Source organism: Arthrobacter sp. Y3221159 (assembly GCF_059089885.1).
In genome coordinates this window covers 25,541-32,543 of sequence record NZ_JBNHFC010000028.1, presented here as the reverse complement: position 1 = coordinate 32,543, position 7,003 = coordinate 25,541, and the positions used below count along the sequence as shown (strand labels likewise).

The 7,003-nt window shown below is 66.3% G+C and carries 3 protein-coding genes and 1 pseudogene; all 4 read right to left on the bottom strand.

Annotated features, from left to right (window positions below; translation table 11 throughout):
- Positions 1-713: pseudogene (locus AC5RT3_RS19635) on the bottom strand (hypothetical protein); the annotation flags it as partial.
- Positions 713-1,849, bottom strand: coding sequence for a Gp37-like protein (locus tag AC5RT3_RS19630; RefSeq protein ID WP_494125016.1), 1,137 nt, complete (start codon positions 1,847-1,849; stop codon positions 713-715). The gene AC5RT3_RS19630 and the pseudogene AC5RT3_RS19635, both read right to left, overlap by 1 nt.
- On the bottom strand, positions 1,846-2,829 hold the full coding sequence (locus tag AC5RT3_RS19625; protein ID WP_494125015.1) for a hypothetical protein: 984 nt from the start codon (positions 2,827-2,829) through the stop codon (positions 1,846-1,848). Before AC5RT3_RS19625 ends, AC5RT3_RS19630 begins: the two co-directional genes overlap by 4 nt.
- A 14-nt stretch (positions 2,830-2,843) precedes the next feature.
- Positions 2,844-7,001 (bottom strand): peptidoglycan DD-metalloendopeptidase family protein, encoded by a 4,158-nt coding sequence (locus AC5RT3_RS19620; RefSeq protein ID WP_494125014.1) that lies wholly within the window; start codon positions 6,999-7,001, stop codon positions 2,844-2,846.
- Between the last annotated feature and the right edge of the window lie 2 nt (positions 7,002-7,003).

Below are 7,003 nucleotides of genomic sequence, written 5' to 3'. Positions count from 1 at the left end.
CCGTCCGTCTTGCCAACGAACGAACCGGCCTGGACCAGGAAGTTCTGGCCCACGCCGAGGCTGCCGAACAGTGGGCTTCCCGTGGCGTGCAGCGGCACCCTGCCCGCTTCGCTGTTCTTGACCCATTCCGGGGTGTCGTTCGCTCCCACGCGGCGCAGCCAGTCGATCCCGTTGATGTTGATCCGGGTCCCGGACTGGTTGAGGAAGGTCCTGACCAGGTCGTGGTTGGCGACGAGCCCGCCGCCGTCACCGGCCCAGGTCCGCAGGTCAATGAACCCGGTGGGCTGTGTCTGCCCAGCTGTTACCTGCACCAGCGCAAGGGGCTGGTCGTGGATCCCCGGGCCGGACAGGCGCCCTCCCGGGATGACCTGCGTCGCGCCGCCGTTGATCTTGACGAACTCAGACTTGCCCTTGGTGGGGGTGGGGTCCCGACGGCAGGCGATCAGGTCCCAGCGGGAGCCGGAAGCGATCGGGTCAAGCTGGATCGTGTCGTTTGCCACCGTCTTATCGATGACGCCGAGGCCCCAGCCGCGGCCGGCAGCGATGGACACGGTACGGTCCGCGCCGGAGACTGCGGTCACCTTCCAGTCCGTGGCGGACCGGACACCGTAGGTGGCGGAGCCGATCTGCGGGAACATCTCCTGCCAGACCAGCTCCCCGAGGCCCTCACCGGGGGCGGTGTCGTACCCGTAGGAAATGAATTCAACGGCCATTAGCGTGTCTCCTGATTTTTTAGGCGCCGGAACATAGCGGCGAATCTTTTCGCCATGGCCCGCTCTGGCTGGTTGGTGATTTCCCCGATGGCGGGATCAATGCTTGCGTGCGTAGGCGATACCCATTTGAGGGTGCATTCGCGGATGACCTCGGTGAGGACCATGCCCTCGGCCACTTCGATGGGGACGCGGTCCCCGACGTGGTACCCACCGGGCCCGTACTGGAAGATCCCGGACCCTGCAAGGGTGATCGCCACCCCGTTCTTGGGCCCTTGTTCGCGGAGGGTTTCCTGGGCCCGGGCTTCAAGGACCGAGTCGGTGTCGTCGTCCCGGGCATCCCGGAACGTCTCGGCCCGCATCCCGTACTGGGTTTCCCGGAGCGGGTCGGGGATGAGGCGGAACTTCCGGAGGGTCCCTTCGCCTTGGCCTCCGATGATGACGCGGGAAGCCGTGGGCCGCGTGCGGGTCATGGATACCTTTTTGAGGGTCCTGCCCCTGACGGAGAGCTTGGTGTTCAGCTCGGCGGGTTCGTGGACGTCGAGGACGAGGGAGGCGCCCTGCTGGCGCACGGTGACCCCGATCCCGGCGTCCGTGACGGCCGGGAACAGTTGCTCAGCGAGGGAGTGGAAGCGGAACGGCACACCCCCGGGCACGGTGGCCCCGCGGTTGAGGTTGGGGGCTACCGTCAGCCCTGGGACGGCCAGGCGGTTGACCCCGTTCTCGGTGACCGCTGTCTTGACGATGGTCTCCGCGTTCCCGGTGTAAGTCCGGTACTCGGCTGAGTCCTGGGAGATAATCCCCGACGTCGGGACGGGCCATCCGAAGATCTCCTTCAGCACCCGCCAGTCGTCCTCCACAGTCACCGTGTAGGTGTCGTTCTTGCCCCCGTTGGAGTCCAGCCCGTCCGCCACGATCGGGCCGGAGATAAGGTGCTCACCCTTGAACAGGACCCGCAGCCGGGCCCCGTCCTCCTGCAACGTCGGAACCCGCTTGTGCCCCAGGGGCAGGGTCATGGTCAGCGTGGAAACGGCGTCCCACCGGATCACAGCCTCAAGCGAGGAAGGGTTGCCGATGTTGCACTGGAAGGCCCGGTCCTTGTCGTAGACGCTGATTCGGAACAGCGGTTCTGCACTCACCATGGCCTCCGGTACAGGGAAGGAAGCAGGCACTCCACCACGCCCGTGCCCGTGAGGGTCAGGGAGAGGGGGACCTGCTTCCCGGCAGGGATCGGGGCGAAGTCGTTCTCACCCAGGTCACGGGACTTGTCCACGGGGTTGATCAGGTCTACACCGAAGACACGCTCCGCCGGCTTCTTGGACATCCCGCCCACCGTGATGTCGTAGAGGGTCGCGCCGAGGTTCTCCGGATCCGAATCGATCACCAGGCACTGGCCGTAAGGAACAGTGAACGGCACAGTCACCACCACCCCGTTCACACCCACCGACGCTGAGGTGGTCTCCCCGTCGATGTACCAGCGCGGGAAGGACTCGACGTCGCCAAGGTTGTCGATCGTGGCGTTCTCCACCGAGTAGCTGGAGGAGATATTCACCAGCGCCGGACCGTTGGGCTCAAAGAACGGTTCCGGGGGCGGCGGGGCCTTGAACGCCTGCACCTCCGGCTCACCCACCCAGTAGGGCTGCTCAGCCACAAGGGTGATCGTGTAGTCATCCCAGCCGAGCTTCAGCGGGTTCTTCCGCCTCAGGTGGTCCCCGTCATCCACGAACCGCAGCCGCAGGGAGCGTTTCGCCCCGTCCGGGTGGGTGACCTCCCAGATACCGGTGTCGTCAGGGTCCATGCCCGCCCAGAAGGCCCGGTCGCGCAGCATCCACGCGACCGAGCCCTCCTGGGAGTAGATCCGCAACGGCCACGTCACATCCCTGTCCAGCACCGACGTACCCTCATGGCGGGAGCCAGGGAGGGCCGGCGATTTCGAGGAGTGGTGCTCCACCGTGATCGTCCCCAAGCCCCTAACGTTCGGCTTGAGGAAAATCCCGGTGGAGCGGTCCGTCAGCGGCCAGGTGACCCCTTTGGCTGTCCATGTCATCGGCATCCCTGACCACGCCGGCGCCGGGTCTACCGGCGGGATGTGGGGGGCGCCGTACACAATGTTGGCCACAGTGGCTCCTTTGGTTATCCGACAGGGGTGAGGGCGTTCCAGAGGTCCATGGCACGGGCCTTGTCACGGCGCATCACGGTCTCCGGGTCCTCACCCATGTACTGATAGGTGGGTGAGTAGTTCATGCCGCCTGCAAGGTTGTTCTTGGCCGCGGCCTTGAACATCTGCAGTTCCTCATAGGTGAGGACGGCATCCGGCTTGGACCGGCGGTGATCGATGATCTGCGGGCCGCCGGTGTTCTCCAGCCACCCGCCGCCGTCATACAACGTGGGCGTCACGACATTGCCGGTGGCGTTCTTATCGGTCCCGGCCTGCCCGGTCACGAAAGCGACCGCGCCGTCCAGGATCTTCTTACCGATACCGATGGCAATGTCCGCGATGAACCCGGCGGCCGGGAAGGCAGCCTTGAAGCTGTCCACCAGGCCGTCCACGATCCCGGCGATGGGGTTCCACCCGCCACCACCGGTCCCGGCCTCGCCGCCTCCTTCGAGGTACGCGGCCGGGTTGACGTGGTTCGGCCAACCGCCCTTGAGGACCATGTAGTGGAGGTGATTGCCCGTGGAGTTACCCGTGGTGCCAACACCGCCGAGCGTCTGCCCGCCACGGACCATGTCGCCCAGCTTCACCGCGAACGATGACAGGTGCGAGTACCACGTCTGCAACCCGTTCGGGTGATCGACATGGACTTCGTTACCGCCACCACCCCCGGACCAGCCCGCCATGGACACCAGGCCCGGACCAGCAGCACGCACCGGCGTCCCGGCGGCTGCCGCGAAGTCGATACCGTTGTGCAGCCCGCCAGCACGAGGCCCATACCCGGAGGACACCGGGGCGCCCGGCAGGGGGTGGATGAGACCACCCTCAGCCCGGCCCGGGTGGAAGCCGTTGGCGATGAGGTTCCGGACAGCCCCGACACCACGGTTACCCGCGGCGTTGAGAGTGTCGATGAAACCACGCCCGGCGCCCCGGACAACCTCCGGGACGAGGACACCCTCACCGGGACGCATGGGCGTGAGGACGGTGTCACGCTTCCGCGCCTCGTACCCGGGCAGCACGCCGCCGTGGGAGAACCCCTCCGGGAGTTTCACATGCGGGATGTCTGGGAGGCTCAGGAAGTTCCCGATACCGTTCAACCCGTCGATGAGTCCCTTGTTGATGACTTGGTCCACAACGAATTTCACGGGTTGCTTGGCCAGATCCTGCAGCTTCGCCCACGCCTCACCGATCCACTTCACGCCCTGCTCGAACGCGTCAGGAACGTCCTTCGTGATGAAGGTGGTGAGCTTAGCGAGGATCGGCAGGATGTGCTTGACCCACATATCCTTGGTCCAGCCGCTGATCTTGTCCCAGTTCGCGATGATGATCGCCGCCAGTCCAACGACTGCAGCGATAACCAACGCGATAGGCCAGAACGCGATAACCCAGGCCAACGCCATGCGGGCGCCATGAATCAGTGCCTGTGCACTCATCACAGCCCAAGCGCCAACGACAATGATCCGGCTGACAACCATCGCCGCCGACATAACCCCCGCCGCGACAGCAGCGGCACCGAGGATGCCAATCAGGATGCCGATGGCGACAGGGCTGCCCGCGAAGGCTTCCAGCAGGGGCCCGAAGAACTTCAGGACGTTCGCTATGCCGTCTGCCATCCAGGTAAGCACCGTGATCAGGGTGGGTCCGAGTTCGGCCACGATCGGGCCGAGCGCCTCGAGCAGCCTGCCGAAGGCTCCGGCCAGGCCCGGCATGAGCGGAGCCATCGCTTCTACACCGGCCTGTAGCCCCTCCATGAAGGTCACCAGCCCGGCCCCGAAAGCGGGGTCGGAGAACGCCGTGAAGATCCCGCCGATGAACGTCCCGGCGATCTCCCCACCGAGCCGCAGGAAGGTCGCCAGGGCGGGCGCCCCGCGCTCGAAAGCATCCCCAATAGGGCCGATGGCGTCCAGCAAGCCCTTCGCGCCTGCCGCGGCGCCGGAGAACACCGTCGCCATGGTGGTCTGGAAGACATCGCCCTTCATGACGCTCTCGACATCACGGAGCCAGCCGGCCATGCCACTCAGGGTGGCAGCAAAGCCGCCCGCCTCAGCCGCGTCATTGAGCGCCCGGAAGATCCCGCCAATGGAGTCAGCAATGGACCACAGATCCTTGAGGGCCTGGATGCCGTCTTCGATCCACCGATCCAGGCTGCCGTCCGCCGCCGCCGTCTGAATGAAGGCGTTGAACCTGTCAGCGATCTGTACGATGAAGTCAGCCATCCGGGGCATGTACTTCATGCCCACAATGCCCAGGGCGGTGAACGCCTGCACGAACGGGTCTATGGCTTTGTTCAGGATCCCAATGGTGTCCGCCACCCCGGTGAGGAGCTTCTCCAGCACTCCGCCCCCGAGAGCCTTCTCGAGTGAGCGCATGAAGATCTGCGCGCCCGCGCCCATCTGTGTTGCGATGGCCCCAACACCCACAGCAAGCTGCGGCATGAGGGTGTCCGCGAGTGACAGCAGCGGGGAAGCGAAGCCCTTGAAGAAGTTCTCCTGGGCGATCTGCCGGATCCCGGTCAGCTGGTCCTTGACCTTCAGGAGCGCCCGGACGGCTTCCTGAGCTGAGGGGGTGAGCTTGTCCATGGCCTCTGCGGACTTGGACCCGGCCTGCGCGGCGGCGTCGGCCTGCTGCATCTGGACCCGTTCGAGGTTTCGGTGCGCCTGCTCCACAGCGCGGGCAGAGTCCCGCTGGGACCGCGCTGCCTGCTCCGTGGCGTCCGTAACCGCCTGCTGCGCATCAGCGATCCGCTGCGCGCCCTCCTGCTCCTGCTTCAAGACGTCAGCCTGGGCGTCCTTGCGGGCCTGGATTGCGTCCGTCTGGGCCTGCCGGGCGTCCGCAAGCCGCTGCTCAGCGTCGAGGACCTTCTCGTTGCTGGTCTCGGCTTCCTTCGTCGCCTTGGCCTGCTCGTCCCGGAGGTCAAGGACGGACCGCTTGGCGTTCTCGTCAGCCAGCTCGGCCTTCGCCATGTTGTTCTCAAGCCGGGCCAGCTGGTCATCGCTGGCCTTCGGGTCCGCCAGGGCCTTGTTGTAGGCTTCCGTGGCGTCCTTGTACGCCAGTGCAGTGTCCACGGCCTTGAGGTTCGCGGCCTCCAGCTCCCGGCCGACGCTGCCAACCTTCGCGGCGGCGTCTTCCCGGGCCTTGACCAGATCCTTCTGCGCTTCGATGACATCACGGGCGGCTTTCGCCTCGTCCCGCTCGGCCATCTCCACAGCCTTAGCGGCGGCCTTCTGCGCCTCGGCCACGGCGAGGGTGATCTCCTGCAGCCCGCGCTTGGCGTCCGCTACCCGGCGGGCGGCGTTCTCCTGCGCTTCGGCGGCGTTCTCCTCGGCCACGGTGATCGCCATCATGGCGTCCTCGACAGCCATGGCGGCCAGTCGGGGGTTGGTAGTGGAGACTGTGCCGGCGGCGTCGGTCGCGGCCTTCAGTGCTTCGCCCACGCCGGAGAAAGCAGCAATGAGCGTACCAGCGCCGGCGCCGATGGACATCAGCCCGGCGGGGACCAGTGCAGCGACTCCCGCGAGGGAAGAGAGGGACGCAGCGAACGTGATGGCGTTCCCGGACGCCGCCAGCACGGAAGCACCAGCGGCCCCGGCTGCTGGGGTGATGGCTGCCAGGCCGCCAACGACGCCGGCGAAAGACCGGGCGAAGGCGCTGCCGACACGGGACCCTTCACGGTTGATGTCCTGGGACATCTTGCTGAAGTTCTCGCGTATCTTCTGGGAGCCCTTGGACATGGACGCGGCGAGCCGGTCCTGCGCTGCTTCGAGGTTCCGGGTGGAGCGTGCGGTGTCGTCCTGGGCGTCCTTCGCCCGGCGGTGCGCCTGGGCCAGCCGGTCCTGGGCGGCGATAACGATCTTGGAATCGTCGGCGCCCCTCTTCCGCGCCTCAGCAAGGCTGGCTTCGGCGGCACGGACCCGGTCGGCGGCGTCCTGTTCGCGGCGCTTGGACTTCGCCACGTTCGCGGACGCCGTCTCCACAGCGGCCTCGTACTGCTTGACCTGCGCCTGCATCTTGTCCGTGGAGGCTTGGCCCGCCTTGGCGGTGTCCGCCATGCCCTTCTGAACCTTGCCGAGAGACAGCAGCGCCGGCTTTTCGTTCAAGCTGATGATGCCGGACAGTTCACCGAGGGTCAGCGCCACCG